This is a genomic window from Paenibacillus sp. Soil766 (genome assembly GCF_001428105.1).
GTDB lineage: Bacteria > Bacillota > Bacilli > Paenibacillales > NBRC-103111 > Paenibacillus_E.
This window is the reverse complement of sequence record NZ_LMSJ01000016.1, coordinates 82474-101246: the sequence shown is the minus strand read 5'-3', so window position 1 is coordinate 101246 and position 18773 is coordinate 82474. Positions and strand designations below refer to the sequence as shown.

General features: G+C 45.1%; 10 protein-coding genes. All 10 read right to left on the bottom strand.

What is annotated here, in order from left to right; all coding sequences use genetic code 11:
* Positions 1-22: 22 nt before the first annotated feature.
* Positions 23-5011: a polysaccharide lyase family 8 super-sandwich domain-containing protein gene (locus ASG89_RS13760; RefSeq protein WP_235549755.1), complete on the bottom strand. Its 4989-nt coding sequence runs from the start codon at positions 5009-5011 to the stop codon at positions 23-25.
* Positions 5012-5039: 28 nt separating this feature from the next.
* The gene (locus ASG89_RS13755) at positions 5040-8045 is read right to left on the bottom strand and encodes a chondroitinase family polysaccharide lyase (RefSeq protein ID WP_057311280.1); all 3006 of its coding nucleotides are present in this window, start codon (positions 8043-8045) and stop codon (positions 5040-5042) included.
* Positions 8046-8155: 110 nt separating this feature from the next.
* Positions 8156-9772 (bottom strand): extracellular solute-binding protein, encoded by a 1617-nt coding sequence (locus tag ASG89_RS13750; protein ID WP_057311279.1) that lies wholly within the window; start codon positions 9770-9772, stop codon positions 8156-8158.
* A gap of 61 nt (positions 9773-9833) precedes the next feature.
* On the bottom strand, positions 9834-10718 hold the full coding sequence (locus ASG89_RS13745) for a carbohydrate ABC transporter permease (protein ID WP_057311278.1): 885 nt from the start codon (positions 10716-10718) through the stop codon (positions 9834-9836).
* A gap of 18 nt (positions 10719-10736) precedes the next feature.
* Positions 10737-11642: an ABC transporter permease gene (locus tag ASG89_RS13740; protein WP_057311277.1), complete on the bottom strand. Its 906-nt coding sequence runs from the start codon at positions 11640-11642 to the stop codon at positions 10737-10739.
* A gap of 168 nt (positions 11643-11810) precedes the next feature.
* Positions 11811-14069: a helix-turn-helix domain-containing protein gene (locus tag ASG89_RS13735; protein WP_057311276.1), complete on the bottom strand. Its 2259-nt coding sequence runs from the start codon at positions 14067-14069 to the stop codon at positions 11811-11813.
* Between the two features lie 242 nt (positions 14070-14311).
* A complete protein-coding gene (locus ASG89_RS13730) occupies positions 14312-15439 on the bottom strand; it encodes a glycoside hydrolase family 88 protein (RefSeq protein WP_057311275.1) in 1128 nt (375 codons plus the stop codon).
* Between the two features lie 48 nt (positions 15440-15487).
* On the bottom strand, positions 15488-16897 hold the full coding sequence (locus ASG89_RS13725; protein ID WP_057311274.1) for a sulfatase: 1410 nt from the start codon (positions 16895-16897) through the stop codon (positions 15488-15490).
* 7 nt (positions 16898-16904) lie between these two features.
* Positions 16905-17783, bottom strand: coding sequence for a carbohydrate ABC transporter permease (locus tag ASG89_RS13720; protein WP_082593163.1), 879 nt, complete (start codon positions 17781-17783; stop codon positions 16905-16907).
* Positions 17784-17817: 34 nt separating this feature from the next.
* Positions 17818-18708 (bottom strand): carbohydrate ABC transporter permease, encoded by an 891-nt coding sequence (locus tag ASG89_RS13715; RefSeq protein WP_063867867.1) that lies wholly within the window; start codon positions 18706-18708, stop codon positions 17818-17820.
* Positions 18709-18773 lie beyond the last annotated feature (65 nt).

The window sequence follows — 18773 nt, the reverse complement described above, 5'->3', positions numbered from 1 at the left end:
CCAGGTTGCCTTCCTCTGCTAATCAACCTCCACCTATTTTCTTCTTAAGAAACTTGTATAACGCTTCAGCCGTTTCCATTCGTAAAGCCGTAGAAGAAGGAGAGAAGCGCTCGTTCGAGATGCCTGAAAGAATACCTAGTTCGATGGCCTTGTTTACACCTTCTAATGCCCATGTGGAAATGTCACTTTGATCTGTATAATCATCCAGTTTACGATGGATTAGCGTATAGCTGCCATTCAAATACTCATAAGCTCTGACTACTAGGATCGCCATCTGTTCACGCGTCATTGCCGCATTCGGATCGAATGTCTGATCCGTTACACCCGCGACTAAGCCTGCGCGTCTTGCTGCAGCAACATCTTGGGCATACCAGTCATCTTCCTGAATATCATCGAATTCCGAAGTCCATGTTGCCTGCTTCTCTACATGCAAGGCACGAACCAACAACGCAGTAAATTGCGCTCTCGTCGTTTTCCCGTTGGGCTTAAAATCACTCGAAGTCATCCCTTCAATGATATGTTTCGCAGATAATACCTGCACGGCTCGTGATGCCCAATGTGATTCAGGCATATCATCAAACTTCTTATCATATGCGAGTACAGCGTAGATGCCTGGTTGCTCTGGTGAGAATATTGCTTGATTAGCTAATACATTAATGGTACCGCCAACATATTCCCAATTCCCGCTAGCTTTATTGTAACGATAGACCCCTAGCAGCTCCGGATCCTTGCTTGCAGGATCAAACGGCAGAACAATTTCAACGCCTGATTGAAACATATCTGCTGACCACGTGTCGCCATCCTCAGAACGCATACTTAGTGCAAATTCAATTACTTGACTTGCTAGATTTACACGAACGGTTGGATCTGATGCACCTGCTTGCAAAATGGAAGGCTCCAAGACGGGCCGCGCCATTATTTCAAGTGTTGTTTGACTGCCATTGCCAACTACTTTGTCCCTCAGTGCTTGCACTACTTCAGGTTGAACTGTAATCTGAGCCGTCACTCCTTGAACTTCCAGAGGAACATTCGGAATCTGCTCAATTGGCACGGAGACGGTGTCCTTGTCATGTCCCATTTCTACAGTAGCTTTATCCTCTTTCACGTTGACGCTATCAGGCTTTTCTGTTGGTTCCGGATTGGTTGCTCCAGGCATTGTTGGCTCAGGATCTGTTGTACCTGATCCCGTTTCTTCTTCAGGTTCAGGTACCAGTTGCAAGGAGACATGCTGCGATTTCCCCATCGTATCCTGTACATTTACTTTGAATTTCAACTTAGGACTAAGTTGTTGAATCTCAATTCGATCATCCTTGCTAATCACGTGTTGAACTGGCTTATCTAGCTCAATGTCGATGAACCCATTATTCTCCAAAGTCGGATCAGCAACGGCAATCTCATATACGCCTGTATGTCTATTCCCTTTCAACATGACGGATGCTTGGCTATTGGAGGTCAAACCGTCAACAGAAGTTACTTTATCCTTCCAGAAATTGAAAACCGTCATACCCAGTTTGTTCTCACGAACTGCTTGAACGTCCTGTGAATTAGCCAGAACCGTATAATCGGGAGAGGAAGCATACGCTGAGGTTTCGGTCTTGCTAGCATTAGGTAGAATAGCATATTGATAACTAGCATTGGTTGGATTCGAACCGTGATCAAACCACATGGTTAAATAATTATTTTGTAAGGGCTCAGTAGGTACCGTTGCTTCAGGCGGGTTACTCAAGCTTGTATCTGAATATCGGCCTTCTTGTTCCGCACGCATCAGTTTAAGTGATTGTGTCCCAGGAAAGACGTAGCCCATATCGGCACCTGCCACATTACCTTGCAAATGAAACCATTCGGGATGCTCCACCGTTTCTTCTCCAAAATATCCGTTCTTTTGCTCCCCATTTACATAAAGATCATTCGTATTATTTCCTGTAAGCTTGCGCTGTTCTACAATCGTCTCTACGGTTTTATTATCTGTACTTGTAATATCTGAGCCTAAGGCAATAATTTCATTGTCAAACGTAAACCACGACTTATTCGCTTTCATCTGTGTGCCATTCTGGATTAAATTCATGCCCGTAACCCCATATTTCCCTAGAACCGCGCCGCCGGCCCAAGCATTTGCAGGAGATGATTCCCCATCGCCATATTGGTACTGATCGGAAGTCCTGGGTCTCACAACGACAGTTGTACCTGGTAAGCGATACCAATTAAGGGTTGCCCAATAGTTATCCGTGTATTGCGCTACATCATTATTGTACAGATAGGTCATGCCATCACCGGTATACCAGCCTTTCGCATTTTCACCATTCGTCAACTCATAGGTTACAATTCGCTTAGAACTCTTGCTCACGCCAAATAGATAGCCATTGCCTACATGTATGCTGCGAGCCATTGCATTCATTTCAAAGTGCTCTGGAAGTTCGGCTATGGGCTGAATAGCCGGGTTCTCGATCCATTCTTTTATCGTATCTGCCAAATCCAGAGGGAGTTGACTGTATGTCAGCCCTCTAGCCAATAGAAACTGGAAGTGATATTTAATGAAGCTTTTTAAATAGGCAGCCCTCTCCGCTGAAGCCGTTTGCGCGATACGAGACATACCAAGTAGTATATTTTTGGCTGATCCATAGGCATCTAAGCCTTCCCTAACGATCGCACGCCCCCGCGTCATATCCAAGATCTGTCCTTTGTACATGACCGGCGCATAACCTTCTCGGATCCATCGATACACATGCTCTACCTCAGGAACTACGGGCTGCCAAGTGCTCCCATTCAATAACAGCAGCAAATTCCCCATGCCACTAATAAGCACTTCACCATAACTACCTGTATAAGCGACCTTACTATGCTGGATAAATGAACCATCCTCATAGAAACCATCACCTGTTGTCACATAATCAAATAGCGGCGTTAATCCATCACGTGCCTGAATAAGACGATCATAATTTTTCTCTACAAGACCCATTCTCGTTTCAATCAACATAATATCCGAACGATTGGCCCCGACCTGTGTAAACGTAGGTAAACTAACATCACCAATGTAATGATCGATACTTGCTGTATTCCTTGCAATTTGCTCTGGCGTCAAATCGTCATACAGGAGGATAAGAATATCCGCTAACCGCGTTGGTATACCAATATCCCAGTTCCACCAATTGCCAAATTCCACCCCTGAGTTCGTATATAAATGGTCTAACATCCAATCCATAGCTTGAAGAATGTCCACCTTTAACTCTGGATTGTTAGAGAGAAGCGTTCCCTTCGTTGCGTATGCCTGTGCCATCGTTTTCAAACGTGTATAGTGATCAAGTACGAAAGTTGAATCCGATGCGGAAGGCACTAAATCCGTCCAAAGCGTAGTGCTGCCACTATCCATTTGCAGGCTATCCCAATACAATTGGGCTTTCGCTGCATTGTCATCAATTCTTCTCTTAATTTCATTGTTCGTAACGTCTAAAGTGTCCTTCCCCGTTATCGTTTCCTTCCAGCGAATTCTTAGCTTATCGTACTCTTGGGGATCTTTCAGTACGGGAGCCTTTACATCAATCGTCGCAGAGGCTTGCTTACCATTGGACGAAGTTACCGTGATAATTGCCGTGCCTACTTTCAACGCGCTTACAAGTCCATTCTCATCAACACGAATAATTGAGGAATTATTCGATTGCCATGTCAGCAGCTTATCGGTCGCGTTAGCTGGCACAACGTCAGTTTCCAATTGAAAGGTATCATAGTTGGTCATTTGTAACGGCGCATTCGTAAAACTTACACTTACAAGGGGAATAAATGGTGTCACGGTTACCGAAGTATGGCTTGTAAGCCCAGCGTTTAATTGCGATGTAGCCGTTATCGTTGCATTTCCTGCAGCAATTCCAGTGACTACCCCATTCGTATCAACCGTTGCAACACTCGAATCTGATGACTGCCAGTTCAGCTTTTTGTTCGTCGCGTTATCAGGTTGGAATACAACCTGTAAGGGCAGTGTTTTCCCTGCAACCAAGGAAGATTGGTTGGGTAAGGTAATGTTGGTCAATGGGACTGGTTTTACTACGGCTATCGGAATCGTTTTGGTGAATGCGCCTCCATAAGTGCTCACCGTAACGGTCGTGTTGCCTTCCTTCAAGGCGCTAATCAAGCCATAAGTGACAGTAGCAACCGTTGGATCATCCACCTCCCATACGAAGCGTTGATCCGATGCATCTGCAGGCAGGGTAGTTGCCGTGATGGTAGAATGGGTCGTCTCTGATAATTCAAGTGCATTAAGTGAGGTAGTTAGACCTGACACGGGTACATAATCCGCGAGTTTAAGATCATCTACATAGAACTCACCTTGTACTCCACTTTTATAATATTGATATAAATAGATGTGTCTGATATTCAACCATGCCGCTGGAAGGGACGCTTCTCCTAGAAATTGATCATTGGCAAAATAGCTTACCTTCCTCGCCGTGTTATCAACGAATAGTTTCAAACGGTACCACGTATTCGCCTCATAATTGGCTAGCGCTGTATTATTCGCATCCTTTATCTTCCCCGTGTTATCAAAGGAAAGGACAGAGACATTCGTAGTTGCCGAGGCAGGAACGGGTGCATTTAAGCTCCTGAATTGTATGTCCCTGCGATGCTGTGTACTATTCATGTAGACCGAAGCTTCGAACACAAGATTACCCGAAATTCCGCTATTTCCTGCTACAGCACCACCCAAATTGTTTCTACCGGTATTCAGGTTGGTTGTATTGGAAGTCATCTTGAGACTGTAATCATCACGCAAGGGGGCTTGTGCCATCATGACATAATCTGTATTTGCTGCAGAATTATAAGTCCCCCAGGCACCTCCAATTGTCCCCGTGTAGGTTGTCCCATTGTAAATCTTCGTGTTTTTGGCCGTCGCACTTTCATCATAATTTACACTGACGTGAACGGTTGCTGCCCCTAGGGCGGGTGGTAACCCACCCAGACCCGGACTTATCCATAATGAGAAGAAGATCACAAATACAAGTAGACTAGCCATCCATTTCTTCATTGAAAGTCTCATTTTACGCCCCCATTTATCATTTTTTCTGCACAACAAACTCCCGTGGCATTGCGTCCTTACACGCAATTTCTATTACCGTTGAATAATCATCTCCATTTCCTGCGGCGAGTCGACAACCCAAATAATCATCTTTCAAGATCCAATTCCCTCTCAGGATGAGCCGCATTGTGGACGGTATGCTCTCAGCATGGACCCATTTACGAGAATACACGCTAACTTCTACTTGGTTACCTCCCTCATCATATTGATCGGATTCCTTGCCTTCATATAAGCGTAAATCCGGATCGACCGCGCTAATGATAAGTTCATCGCCTGCCTCTCGGATCATGATCATTGATGGCGTGTCGACATCATAAAGCCATCCTGTATCGACACTCGTATTCGCCTCAAATATCGCATAAGCCGTCGTTTGGTTCGCAAGATCCTTCACGATGTGGGCACTGCGATCTTTGCGAAGCACGCTATACGGCGCTAATGCCACACTTTGCATGTTCTTGCAAAAGGCTTCGAGATCATCCCGATCCGTTTTCACAAGTATCGTATATTCGTAGCTCCCTTGTTGCGGTGCGCAGCCATGACCCAACCAAGCAGCAGCAAAACTACCCTGCGTATCCGCATCCGTAGATTGATGTTTGGAATGCTGAACGCATCTGGACAACGACAGCGTTTGTCCTGCTGGAACATAATAACCATTCTCCAATTGATCCAGAACCCATATGGATTCGTCCAGAACATGCTCACACGCGTATGGAAATTCAATAATTGGGTTATGGTTATTCACCCAAATTGGACTTCCCTGATCAGCGAGGTGATTCTGAAATAGTGTCGTTTCGGTTGGATAGGTCGTATTCGTATTCTCGATATCGGAGCCCAGACATATAATCCGATTATCGAAGAAGAAGACGGATTTGCGAGCACGGTGACTGCCTTCATATTTGGGATGCTCGTGCAGCTTCATCGCGAACATGCCGTTGCGACCCTCTAAGTTCAATCCGCCAGCATACGTTTCATCTGAAAGCAACATTTCCTCGAAACCACTAAACGTATCCACGTTTCGCACATCCGAACGCAGTTCTGGTATCGGTTTATGCACAGTCGTTGTCCCTGGCCAGCGGTTCCAATCCCAGCCATCATGATGATAGCCGCTAGACTCATTATTGATGGGATGGCCTTGACTCATGATCTGCACATGACCATGCGAAATGTACCGACCATAGAGGTTGGCGCTGACATACGATTCGTTCGCCCACAAATAACGACTATGACCTCTTGCGCCTACTAGCCACGAGCCTCTGCGATGTATCGCCAGCGCTGCAAAATTCATCGTCCAATGTCCATTTGGATCCTCTTCTGGTGCAATACCCATCCCTAGAAACCGTTCAACAACTTCTGATTTCTCCGCGTCATGATTCAGCCGTAAATAAGCAGCAGCCACCTCTTTGTCAACCGACTGTAACCCCTCAGGAGTTCCGGCTAACGCCAAATATTTAAAAGGCTCAACCTCCAATTGCCCCTTCCCCGTAGGATGTCGTGCCGATAGACTTACCAGCCATTCGTATTTGTTGGTGTACAATCGCATGGCTAGCAACGCTTTGCGAACAGAGACGTGAGCTCGTTCATCCACTCGATACGCGGTACCACTAAGCAGATAGATGACAGGCGTAACGCCGAGGAAGCCGCCTATTGCGTATGCGGGGTAATGGTTAACATGATGGTAGGCAGAACCGTCTGATTTGTAAGCCGACCTTAGGCCAGGCGCGGGTAGTAGGGATTGACTGAGCCATTCACTGAACGATGTCAGCTCTTGGACTTTCGTTGGGGAATCGGGCATGATCAGCAGACTTGCCAGTATGCCATGAAGTGTCGTGTTGAATATATCAATATTCCCTTCAATGTCTTCAATCGGTGAGTGAATGCGCCCTGCGCCGCTAAACCAATACATCGTTTTCTGTGTTCGTTCAAGCCGACCTGCTTGTGCCAATTCATCTCGCATCAAGTATGCAGCTGGATAATAATTGCGATAATTGTATCCGAAATGATGGACAGTCCCTTGGGAGCTGCCATACGTCCATCCTTGCTCATCCAGATGGTCCAGTAAATCGATAAACATCACGTGCAGATCTTGTTTCCAACCCACATGTTCGGTAGACCGAAAGCAGACGGCAATGTCCATCATGAAATCCGTGTAAGTGGATAGCTGTACACTGTTCGCAAGTTCCTTCCATCGTTCCCTCTCAACTTTTGGAAAATGGTCGAAGAAAGGAAGATCAATTGGCCTTCCTGAGATCACATTTCCATTGCGAGAAATTCCGAAGGTAGAGAAAGTCTCCTTTATTCGCATCATGTCGTCTTGCTCGACAGTCCGCTCTTGAAAGACCAATTCCTCGAACCGCTTATGGATAATCCCATGAGCCCTTTGCTGCTCAGAAGATACTACATCAGGCATTGAATGCCTCCGCTCCAGCTCATCAAATGCAAGCAAACTAAGCCAATGTGCATTCGCTTTCAGATCTGCCTCCAGATTAACGAACGGTACTTGCTTATCTCGCGTATGAAAACGAGGATCGATGCGCGTGTTCAGCATGAGCTGATTGATGTGTAACGTCCCCGTGCCGATTGTCTGCGGTGCGCGAATCGTCAGTGTATCCATTTCTGGATGAGGATCTCCTTGCATATCTCGCTCATACGCAACCCAAGCCGTACGCCACCCACGGAAATTAAGGTGAAACGCAAACTGACAATCCACTTGATCCTTCCGTCCAAATTGAAAGGTAACTACATCTGAAATTGGCTCTCCGTTATAGATCCATACAACGAACGAATCGCGTTCCTGACTGATCGAGCCCTCTTGATAAGGACGGTAAAGAATCGATTCATTCATTTTCAAATAGGAATCCGCGCTATAGTCCCATTGCAGACTGTGCCTACCGTATTTGTAATACTGGTCGCTTATAGACAATTGTGAGCCTTTATCACAAATAAATTGCGGTGGGATTCCATTGTCAAAAGAACATATCTTCATGTGTACTCCCCTTTCCATCATCCCTTTTTAAGTAAAAAAAAGAATGACTATCCCTTCGTCCTTAGACTATGGGACAGCCATCCCCTGTTGTTCAGAAGAAGCGGCCGTCGTTATTTGGTGGCCTGATAGCGGTCATACACCGTTTGATAAATCTTCATCATTTTATCCAGACCCATTTCGTTCAGCTTCTTCACGTAGTCGTCCCATTCTTTGTCAATACCGCCAGACATCATCCATTTGGCATACATCTTACTAACATAGGCATCCACATCCGTCAAATAACGTGAAATTTGATCATTTTCTTCGGCAGTGAAATAGGCTTTCGGGAATGAATCATTGACAAGAAATGGCGCATAAACGGCATCAATATCGATTTTAGTCCGTTTACCTGAAGAAGCAGCTACAGCCATGTCACTCGCTGCCTTCGTGGTAGCCCAAACGGAATAAGCCGTTGGAGGCACTTGTTTGAAATCATCCTCATTAGCCCCTTGCGGAAGATTCACAACTTCATACTTGCCATCTGAGCGCTCTTTCAAGCTTTGCCCGCCAATCACACCTTTGCTAAGCTGCATGGAATTTTTCGGATCATACATGTTATCGATCCAACGAATGGTTGCTTCGGGATTCTTATTCACATTCGTAATTGCGAATGAACCTCTTAGCAGAATTCCTGCAGGGTATTCCGCCCACACGGGTTTCTGTCCCGCTGGCCCTTTCAGTGGCGGAAGCGAAACGTAATCTTGGTTAGCCGGATTCCAGTCAAATGCGACGCCTACAATCCCTTTAGCGGTTTTGGCATTGAACACTTTGGTATCCTGCGTAAAGCTTTCCTGATCAACTAATCCTTCGGAAATCAACTTATTAACATATTGGATGGCTGCCTTATATTCCGGCTGAACAGCCGTATAAATTACTTTGTTATTCTCAACGGACAGGTGATTGTTACCCGCTTTGTGAACGTCACGGTCGATGCGACCGAAAGCGCCGAACAAGGAGTTCACATCATTATTCCAATTTTGCAAAAAGGACATCGGAATCTGATCCTTCTTGTTGTTACCTCCAACATCGTTCTCTTTGAAAGCTTTCAAAGTTTGATACAATTCATCGGTTGTCGTCGGCATAGGCAGCTTTAACTCATCTAACCATTTCTTGTTAATGAACATCGTTGATTTCGTTCTTGAATATGTTTCATCAATGGTCGGCAGTGAATAGATATGTCCATCCGGTGCCGTTAATTGCTTCTTGTACACGGGATTATCCTGCAGCAGCTTCTTTACGTTCGGCGCATAGGTATCGATATAGCCTTCCAATGGAATGAGAATACCCTGGGAACCATATTTAACTACATCCGTATCTTCGCTCAAAATGCCATGCGCATAGAAGGCGTCTGGCAGCTCGCCGCCGGCAAATAGCAGATTCTTCTTTTCCTGCCAGCTGCTTCCTGGTGTCAGATTCCAATTGATGTGGATGTTCGTTTTGGTCTCGATATCCTGGAAGAACTTATAATCATTCAAGTCTTTGCCTGATGGTGGTTTGAAAGCAGCAATGTTTAATGTTAGCTTTTCTTTGGCAATTGGAAAGTCGGTTACGTTAAGATTACTCGGTACTTGCGCTGTCGTCGCTTTCTGACCGTCAACCGTTGCTGCCTCCTTATCTCCACATCCTGCAAGTCCAACAGCCATACTTAATGTGAGTGCAACTGTACTTAATCCCCATTTACGATTCATATCCCAGCACCATACCTTCCAATTAGATAATAGTTTACTTGATCAAACCTGAGTTCTGTGACTATCCTTTTAATGAACCAACTAATGCGCCTTTCACAAAATATCTCTGAAGAAACGGGTACAAGATCATCATAGGTAGACTGGAAACGATAATAATGGCGTATTTCATTAACTCGAGCTTTTTTTGCTGCTCTTGGGAGCCGTCCATTAAATTTTGCAAATCAGAACCTTCGTTCATAATGAGGATGTTCCGCAAAATAATTTGCAGCGGCTGCAAGCCGTTGCTTTTCAAATAAATCAACGCTTGGAAATAGGAATTCCAATGCCCAACGGCATAGAAGAGCACCATCACCGCCACGATCGGCATCGCCAGAGGAATGGCGATTTTAACAAAAAACTTAATGTTCGAGCAGCCATCAATCATGGCCGATTCAAGCACCTCCGTTGGCACGTTCGATTGAAAAAATGTACGAACAATGATGACATTAAAGACCGAGACCGCATTCGGAAGGATCATCGCCCAGGTTGTATTCAGAATACCGAGATCTTTCACTAGCAGGTAAGTTGGTATCAACCCACCGCCGAAGAACATCGTAAATACAAGCAGGAACATGAAGGCATTTCTTCCGACGAGATCCGTTCTGGAAAGGGCGTAACCGGCCATAACCGTCAGCACGACATTCAACGTTGTTCCGGTAACTGTATACCATAATGAATTTTTGAAACCAACCCAAATGGTCGCATCGGAAAACAGCCTTGTATAGCCATCCCATGTCAATTCCTGAGGAAAAAATAACAGCTTTCCAGAGTAAACCAAATCCGGATTCGTCACAGAAGCTGTAACAACAAAATATAGCGGATAGAGAACAAGTAGGAGTAGAATCACAATCAACGAATAGTTGATGACATCGAAGGTAATATCCGTCCTATTTCTTGCCAGCTTCATAGATTTACCTCTCCCCTTTTACCATAAGCTTGTTTGTTTTAGCGATTTCGCTATTTGGTTCACACTGATTAATAAGATGAAATTAATGACGGTATTAAACAAACCAATTGCCGAAGAATAGCTATACTGCGCTTGTACAAGCCCTGCTTTATACACATAAGTTTGAATCGTCTCTGATGAATCGATGTTAAGTTGATTTTGCATCAAATACACCTTCTCGAACCCAACACTCATCATATGACCCATGTTCATGATCAGCATAATGATGACAGTCGGCAAAATTGCCGGAATATCGATGTGGAAGACACGCTGCAGTTTCGTTGCTCCGTCAACAACCGCTGCCTCATGATACTCTGGATTCACCGATGTCAGTGCTGCCAGATAAATGATCGTTCCCCATCCTATATTTTGCCAAATACCAGAGAAGACGAACACCGTCTTGAACCAGTCTGCACTGCCCATAAAAAAGATAGGCTCGATGTTGAATACACCCAGCAGGCTGTTTACTGCACCTGTTTTGGGAGACAGAAGCAAATACACAATCCCGACGACAACAACGGTGGAAATAAAATGCGGCGCATATGTAACCGTTTGCACAAGTCGTTTAAAACGCTCGTTGGTTAGTTGATTAATCATTAGCGCCAAGAGGATTGGAGCAGGGAATGCCACAAGTAGCTCAAAAATGCTGATACCCAGCGTATTTCTAATAATCGTTCCCAACTGATAAGATTGAAAGAACCGTTCAAAATTATCGAAGCCAACCCAAGGACTGCCCATAATCCCTTTAATCGGATTGAAATTTTTAAATGCGATCTGCACACCATACATCGGGACATAATGAAAAATAATAAAATAAGCAAGCGTCGGCAGCAGAAGCAAGTATAAATCATAGTTACGAATGATTCTTTTGATCGTGAATGACATTTTGTTATCACCTCCGCTGGAACTTCATAGTTGTAATCTAACCATCTACACAACAGCCTGTAAATAAGTGAGATCGCCAATCCACGTATGCGAAATTTATGATCCGCACGAATTTCAACCCGATATGCCAAATTTGAACGCATATATGCTGTTTTCATCGTTGTCTACCTACTTCACTTGTTTGCGGTATTCACCAGGGGTTAGACCCACTTGACCTTTGAACGTACGGATAAAGCTAGACACATCGTAGTAGCCGATCTGCTGTACAATCTCCTTAACGGAGATGCTATGGTCTCGAAGCAAACGTTTGGCTTGCTCGATCCTTACCTCTTTCAAATACTCCATAACAGTTCGACCAGTTTGTTCTTTGTAATAACGGCTTAAATAAGACAGGGAGAGAGAGAAGTGTTCGGCAATCTTCTGCACAGAGAAATCAAATTCATTATAGTTTTGCAACATATATTGGTTTATTTGGTCGATCATTACGGCAGGAGGTGCCGACTTGGGCAGGTCAAGGGAATGACATAATGTTGTGCACGCGCTTATGAGTAAGTCAGCAATTTCATCTAATGTCGTAAAATCGGTCAACACTAAAATGTCCGGCAAGCTATCCATTGCGCTTCCTGGTCTTCTCTTTTCCATGAATGCAATACAGGTATGAATCATGTCATAACAAAGCTCTTTGGCGATAAACAGAGTCATCCCGCTTTGTTTCATTTTCATGGCGATCTGCTGCACACTCTTGGTAATTAACGATGCATCACCGTACTGCAGTACGATTTCCAATTCTTCTAGAATACGTCTGGGGTTTAACAAAGCAGCATGATCATGTGCCATGAGGTCATCAAAGAAGATTACTCGCTGATTGCCTTTGATCATCTTATAATCAATCGCCGTTGATACTTCCAAGTACGAACGCCCCACTTGTGAAAGTTCTCGATAGCCGTTTCCGATCCCCAATGTAATCGGTATATCAAATATCATACTCAAATGATCATGTAATCGGTTTAACCACAGCTTTCGATCCGCGGGACTGCCTCCCCAAGACACAATAAAAATCGCTCTTCGTTCTTCTAAGCTGATCTTTACATGTCCGATGGCATCTCCCCCGAACTGCCGTTCCACTTCTGCAATCAATTGCTCCCTGTACAACAATTGGGAAGCGGGTAGCTCTAGGATCATCACCGTGATGTCTGGAAAGGGAAACGTAACGCCAACCTCTTCCCCCCTTTCATTCACATCGTCCAGGGATTGAAATTCCCCTTTTAATAAACTGCCCAGAAAATGGTCTCTTACCGCTGAACGATTTTCTTCCAACTTACGGCCTAAGGTTTGATTCGAATCGGCAATATCGTTGATCATAGAGCCAATTGCTTCGAATACATTCGATTTGTGAATCGATTGACCTCGAATTGTTTCTACCAGAGCAGCTAACTTTTTAACCGGGTTATAATTGAATACCATAACCATGTAAACGAATACGCTTCCAATAACCAAAATAAATAACAAGTAACTAATCCATTTCAAGATGGCTTGATTGACAGGAGCAACGACGGAAGCATAAGGCAGCATGATGACATATGTCAGACCACTTTGCGTTGATTTCTGGGTCGAAATCACATACTTCTGATGTTGAAACTCTTGAATATGTCGTTTGTCCACCTCATTCACGATTTGGTTGTAAAAGTTGGCGGATTTAAAGAAATCCTCTTGTTTATAGGCGGATATTACCCTGCCTGACTGATCGAAAACAATCGCGTTCCCATTCGGCAGCACTTGATCTGGGTTGAGTCTTTTTAGTAAGGTATCTTCTTTTAACTCAAACAAAACTGTACCGTAGGGTTGTTGGTTCCTAAGCGGAATTGGCACGATATAGGTAATCAAACGTTGTGAGGGTAACCCCTCCATCTTAACGTCCTCTGCTGGTCGAAGCGTGGTGGTGTTCACATGGTTTAAATCATCCTTAAATTGTTCTGCGTTCCATTCGGCAAAGTGATAAAATGTGCTGGCAAAATCATTGACCTGATAGGTGCTTAACGACGAATATAACTTCTCCGATCCGCGGATATGAAGGACAATTTCACGAATACTGTCATCAAGAACTTTACTCTCCAATATCTTTTTTCCTTGAAAAGCACTAAACATATCCTCTTGTTCAAGTAGATACGGCGATAGCTCCGGTGCTTCCGTAATCTGATTAGCAATTTTATTCATCATAATGAGTTTGTTATCCACTTCCCGCTGGAGGCTATTCAGAAGCGATTGATTGTTTCTCTCCACTTCGTCCCCCACAATTGTTGATAATTGAAAGTACCCTGTAATTCCTAGAAAAAGCATAGGCAGCAATAGAAGCAATATAAAAGAAAACAAATAACGGTTAAACACCGTCATCACCCTGCGTCTATATCTCGTTAACTTCATTAACATTATTTACGTTCATCCTTTGGGCTGTGACATGAACTTATGCTTCTCATTATGCCGAGTTTCACGATAATCCAATAGGTGAATGTTTTATACCCCTGTACATAATGAACATTTATCCCTTATATAGCCATGGACGGCCGCGCTGTAGTGATAAAAAAACAGTTAGTATCCGATTTTGCGGATGCTAACTGTTTTTTGCCAATCTATTTTCCATATGGGCTGATGCGGCATTCTAACTAACTTCACTAAGCCTTCCGTTCATACCAATAACCTGGAATGCCTCGTTCCAACCGCATTAATGCTTCCAAGTAGTAATAATCGCCCCAAATCATATAGTCGTCCAAGCCGCTATTGCCTCTCACATGATAGGAACCATGCTTCAGCAAGCCTTCCGCTTCTTCGCCAATCGTTGCATACTTGTTCACGAGGGAGTGCATCGTTTGATCCAATCCCTGCTGGATCCAGTCGCGATCCCCATCCTCTTCTGGCAGGAGATCCAGCAGCTCTAGCATTCCGCACGCTGTAATGGCCGATGCCGAGCTGTCGCGACTTGTATTCGCTTCAATCGGTACGTTGAAATCCCAATAAGCAACATGATCTTCTGGGAGATGATCAAGGAAATAGGATAACAACCGTTTAGCCGTTTGCAAGAAGACAGGATCCTTAGTATATCGGTAAGAAAGTGCGAAGCCGTAGATACCCCATGCTTGACCGCGTGTCCAAGTCGAGCCATCTGTGTAGCCTTGGTGAGTGCCTCCCCCAAGCGGGTCACCTGTCTCCGTTTGAAAATAAAACGTATGATAAGAAGAATCGTCGCCACGCACCAGATACCTTCTAGACAATTCGGCTTGCTTGTAGGCGACTTCGGCATATTTTGGTTGCCCTGTTATTTCGGATGCCCAATAGAGCAGGGGCAAATTCAGCAAGCAGTCAATAATGATCCGACCGCCATTCTTCTCATCGTTTTCCGGGCCCCAAGCTTGCAGCAATCCGCTTTGCTCACGCCATCTGCCTAACAAATGATCCGCTGCTTGCAGCGCAAGATCACGAGCACTCTCGTCCTTCTCTACAATCCATCCTGCTAATGCGGATAGTCCATACAAGAAGCCGATATCATGGTGCTCTAAGCATACTCTAGCTTCCAACCGCTTTTTAAAATCTGCAATTTGCTCCTTCGCTTGATCTTGGAAGAATGTATCTTGACTGTACTCATAGCTCAGCCAAGTAAGCCCTGTATGAAACCCTTCAATCCAATCTTCGTTCGCAGACCAAGCATATCGCTTCTCATTGGTGATATGTGGAAAAGTACCTGGATGCTGTTCCAAGTTCCGGCGAATTTTGCCGATGGCATCTTCAATTGCTCCACGCCACATCGCTGTCATCCTCTCTTTTCGTTCAATTCCTATTCGTTATTTCAACCTTCAAGCCAATTCAAATTTATCATCAGTGCGATCTAACCAGCGTTGCAGTTCTTCCTCTAATGACATCAGAAGCTCCGACTGTGGCCGCTCTTTCAACACAACTGGGTTGAGCTGATAAGGGTCCTTCTCATGTTCATAAAATAATCGCTGCACTTCTGCGCCAGGCGCATAACCTCTATGCACGACATACGTGTACTGGCTTGTGCGGATTCCCCGCCAGCCAAATCTTCGATTGTCTAGTCCAGCGGAGGCGAAGAGCTCCATCGCATCCTTTCTTCCGGGGAAGGCACAAATGAAGGCAGAAGAAACATCCGTATGACTCGTTCCGAGAAGATCACCGGACAGATCGAGTCCTTCAACTGACCCAGGCACGGGGACACCCGCAAGTCCGAGCAGTGTAGGCATAATATCCACACTATTAAAAAGCAAATCCGTGCTGCCCTGCCCAATTGTGCCTCTCCAGCTCATCAAACAAGGGATCGCAATGGATTCCTCATGCCAAGAATGCTTTGCCATGAGGCCGTGCGAGCCCATAAGCTCACCATGATCCGACGAGAGCACGATTAGCGTGTTCTCCGCAAGTCCGAGACCCTGAACTTCTCGCCAGATCCGGCCAAACTGCTCATCCATGCCCGATACCGCTGCGAAGTAGTCACGTGTATACCGGCGTAAAGCCTCATCCCCGCTCTCAAAGGGCTCGCCTGTATGCGCTGCAAGCTGCGCCGAGCTTACATTCGGACGCAAGCTCAGCTCCTGTCCGCTATAGAGCTCCTTGTAGCGTTCAGGTACAAGCTCAAAGGGGCTATGCGGCGGATTCCAAGAGACGAATAACGCAAACGGATCGGTTTGTTCTTTCCCTCGGGCCCGAATAAAGTCCAGCGCCACATCGGTCTCATGCTCCAATGACCATTGGTCGACCTGAATCATCTCCGGCGTATCTTTCCAATAATGGGGCTTGAGATGATAATCGTACGCACCATAGGAATACCAGAAATCAAAACCATGCCGCTTAGGACCTGGCGGTGTATACGCATCCCATTCGCGCGCACCTGATTCAGGTTCAGGACACGTATTCTGCTCAGGGGAATCAAGATGCCATTTGCCGATATACCCCGTTTGATACCCCGCAGACTTTAGGACATCTCCGATACCTACCTCTTCGGGACTCAGCATAATGTTTGCACCGATTTTACAGTTCGTATAGACCCCCGTCGATTGCGGATACTTACCTGTCATGAGTGCTGCCCGGTGCGGCGAACATAGTGGCGTACAAGAGAGCGCATGGTTAAATACCAGACTCTCCCGTGCGAACTGATCAATATTCGGCGTGATAACCGGATCTTCACCAGTAAACCCGGCAGCCTGCTTTCGCCATTGATCTGCAAAAATGTAAATGATATTAGGCTTCATATGGAGCTCACCCTTTAACCGCTCCTGCGGAAATCCCTTCGACGAAATGGTCCTGGGCCATAAAGTAAATCAGAATGGTTGGAATAATGGCACAAACCGCTGCTGCCATTAACGGGCCATACTCCGTTGCATGCTCCGATTGGAAATGCTGCATACCGAGCTGGAGCGTAAACAAGCTATCCGAATTCAAGTAGATCAACGGACCGAGGAAATCGTTCCACGCATGCATGAAAGTAAAAATAGTTAAGCTGGCAATCGCTGGCCGTATCAATGGTAGAATGACCCGCGAATAAATGCCGAACTCGCTCAGTCCGTCAATCCTGGCCGCTTCTGAGAGTTCCTCCGGAATGGCCATAAAGAACTGTCTGAACAAGAACACACCGAATGGACTAAATGCTCCTAGAAGAATCAACGCCCAATGTGAATCCATGAGCCCAATTTTCTTCATTAACATGAACTGCGGAATCATCATGACCTGATAAGGTACCATCATCGTCGCTACATATAAGAAGAACAATTTATCCCGTTCGGGAAATTTCACTTTGGCAAATGCATATGCCGCCGTGGAACATGTAATAATTTGCAGCAGTGTGGTAAACACAGCGATTTTGATCGTATTCAAGTAATAAGTTAAGAATGGAAGCTCCGTCCATACCTTGCTATAATTCGACCAGTAAAAGTGGCTCGGTATCCACTGAATAGGGAAGCTGAATATTTCTGCCTCGGACTTCACGGATGCGGAAAGCATCCAAAGAAAAGGAACAACCATGGACAAGGCAACAGCGGTAACGACTAGATATAACACCGTTTTTCTAACTACTGCGCCGAGCTGTGGACGCCTCGACAGCCTCATGGTGATCTGGCTTGATTCTAATTGCATACTCATGCTGGTCCCTCCAATCTCAAACCCAATCAGCTCGTTAGGAATAGTTCACCCAACGTTTTTGTCCTCTAAATTGAATCAACGTAATAATTAGAATAATCGTGAATAACACGTAAGCCATCGCAGAGGCATAGCCATATTCAAAGCGTTGGAAAGCCGTGTAATAAATGTCGTAAACCAACATGTGTGTTGAACGGCCTGGACCTCCTTTGGTCAAGACAAACACCAGATCGAATACTTTGAATGAATTGATGATGCCCATAATCACCGTGAAGAAAATGACTGGCGACAGCATCGGCACTGTAATTTTGCGAAATTGCGCGACTTTACCTGCACCGTCAATTTCAGCTGCTTCATACAGATCCTTAGGAATCCCCTGCAAACCTGCTAAGTAAAGAACCATGTAGTAACCGATGGAATGCCAAATACTGACGATAATCACCGAGACCAGTGCCCATTGTGTGGAAGCCAGCCACATAGGAGGATTATCAATTCCGATACTTCTGAGTATTCCGTTAATGGGACCCATAGTTGGGTTATAAAGCAGCTGCCACACGACAGCTACGGCAATCGTTGCTGTAATGTGCGGCAGGAAAATCGCCGTTCGGAATATTTTAACGCCTCTCAAACCTTTATTGAGGGCGACTGCTGCCAAAATTGCAAGGAACAATGTCACCGGGACGGAAACTGCTGTCATAATTAAACTGTTAAGCAGGGAGATACGGAACGTTTCATCATGCCATAATTGTGTATAGTTCGATATGCCAGCCCACTTAATTTCACCAAATCCATTCCATTCAGTAAAGCTCATGAGGAAGGAAGCACAAACCGGCAAACAAATGAAAATTAAAAATCCAAGTATATTGGGAAGCAAAAATGTATACCCTGTCAACCGATTACGTCGTAATGCTTTGCTTGTAATCTTCATATACTCCACTCCTATTGAAGCAATCGAGCCCCACCTTCATGCGGCGAAGCCCGATTGTCTCTGCT

Coding starts and splice junctions, on each gene's coding strand:
- ASG89_RS13760 (WP_235549755.1), bottom strand. CDS start 5,011: ATGAAGAAATGGATGGCTAGTCTACTTGTATTTGTGATCTTCTTCTCA.
- ASG89_RS13755 (WP_057311280.1), bottom strand. CDS start 8,045: ATGAAGATATGTTCTTTTGACAATGGAATCCCACCGCAATTTATTTGT.
- ASG89_RS13750 (WP_057311279.1), bottom strand. CDS start 9,772: ATGAATCGTAAATGGGGATTAAGTACAGTTGCACTCACATTAAGTATG.
- ASG89_RS13745 (WP_057311278.1), bottom strand. CDS start 10,718: ATGAAGCTGGCAAGAAATAGGACGGATATTACCTTCGATGTCATCAAC.
- ASG89_RS13740 (WP_057311277.1), bottom strand. CDS start 11,642: ATGTCATTCACGATCAAAAGAATCATTCGTAACTATGATTTATACTTG.
- ASG89_RS13735 (WP_057311276.1), bottom strand. CDS start 14,069: ATGTTAATGAAGTTAACGAGATATAGACGCAGGGTGATGACGGTGTTT.
- ASG89_RS13730 (WP_057311275.1), bottom strand. CDS start 15,439: ATGTGGCGTGGAGCAATTGAAGATGCCATCGGCAAAATTCGCCGGAAC.
- ASG89_RS13725 (WP_057311274.1), bottom strand. CDS start 16,897: ATGAAGCCTAATATCATTTACATTTTTGCAGATCAATGGCGAAAGCAG.
- ASG89_RS13720 (WP_082593163.1), bottom strand. CDS start 17,783: ATGAGTATGCAATTAGAATCAAGCCAGATCACCATGAGGCTGTCGAGG.
- ASG89_RS13715 (WP_063867867.1), bottom strand. CDS start 18,708: ATGAAGATTACAAGCAAAGCATTACGACGTAATCGGTTGACAGGGTAT.